Raw genomic sequence first — 1,054 nt, 5'->3', positions numbered from 1 at the left:
AGGCGCTGATCGCACGCGCCCAGGCCGAGCTGCAGGCGCCGCCGCTCAGCCCGGCCGCCGCCCAGCGCCTGATCGGCTATGCCGACGGCGACGCCCGCCGCTTGCTGAACGCCTACGAAAACCTGGTCCAGCAGGCGGGGTCCGTGCCAGAGCTGGACGAGTCAATCCTGGAACGCTCGCTGGGCGAGCAGCTGCGCCGCTACGACAAAAGCGGCGACCAGTTCTACGACACGATTTCCGCGCTGCACAAGTCCGTGCGCGGCTCCGACCCGGATGCCGCGATGTACTGGCTGGCGCGCATGCTGGACGGCGGCGTGGACCCGAAATACGCCATCCGCCGCATGGTGCGCATGGCCAGCGAAGACATTGGCAATGCCGACCCGCGGGCCTTGCGCATCACGCTGGACGCCGCCGAAACCTACGAGCGCCTGGGCACGCCCGAAGGCGAGCTGGCGCTGGCGCAGGCAGTCGTCTACCTGGCAGTGGCGCCCAAGTCCAACGCGGTCTACACCGCGTGGAAGGCCGTGCAGGCCTTCGTCAAGCAGGACGGCACGCGACCGGTGCCGCCTCACCTGCGCAACGCGCCCACCCAGCTGATGAAAAGCCTGGGCCATGGCCGCGACTACCGCTATGCGCACGACGAGCCGGGTGCCTTTGCTGCAGGCGTGTCGTACTGGCCCGACGGGCTGGACGCGCCGGTCTTCTACGAACCGGTGCCGCGTGGGCTGGAACTGCGCATTGGCGACAAGCTGGCCGAGCTGCGCCGGCTCAACGAAGAGGCGCGCCAGGCAGAGGCCGGCGAGCCTCCCACGGAAACCGGCGCCTGAGCTTCGGCCGGCGCGGTTTCCAGCGCGCTTTTCAGCGAGTTGGCGAGGGGGAAGTCCCCGCTCGTCGGCCGAATGCCGCTCCCTACAATTGCGCGCCAAACCGGTGCATCGGCCTGCATTTCAGGCCCGAGCGCCGGTTCGCTGTTGCACGCTGGATGGCGGGATTCTTGCAACTTGTTGTCCGCCCGGCCGGCTGTTCGGCAGCACACAGAGAAAAACTGGAGCCC

At 68.8% G+C, this 1,054-nt stretch carries 1 protein-coding gene; it reads left to right on the top strand.

Annotation, left to right across the window (positions count from 1 at the left end):
- Nucleotides 1-827, top strand: an 827-nt coding sequence (locus tag FKP22_RS31425; RefSeq protein WP_445663762.1) for an AAA family ATPase, incomplete at its 5' end; no start/stop codon positions are given.
- Nucleotides 828-1,054: the final 227 nt, after the last annotated feature.

The sequence above is a fragment of the Ideonella azotifigens genome, from assembly GCF_006519715.1.
GTDB lineage: Bacteria > Pseudomonadota > Gammaproteobacteria > Burkholderiales > Burkholderiaceae_C > Ideonella > Ideonella azotifigens.
Note: the sequence above shows the minus strand (reverse complement) of the source record. Positions and strands in the feature narration are given on the sequence as shown.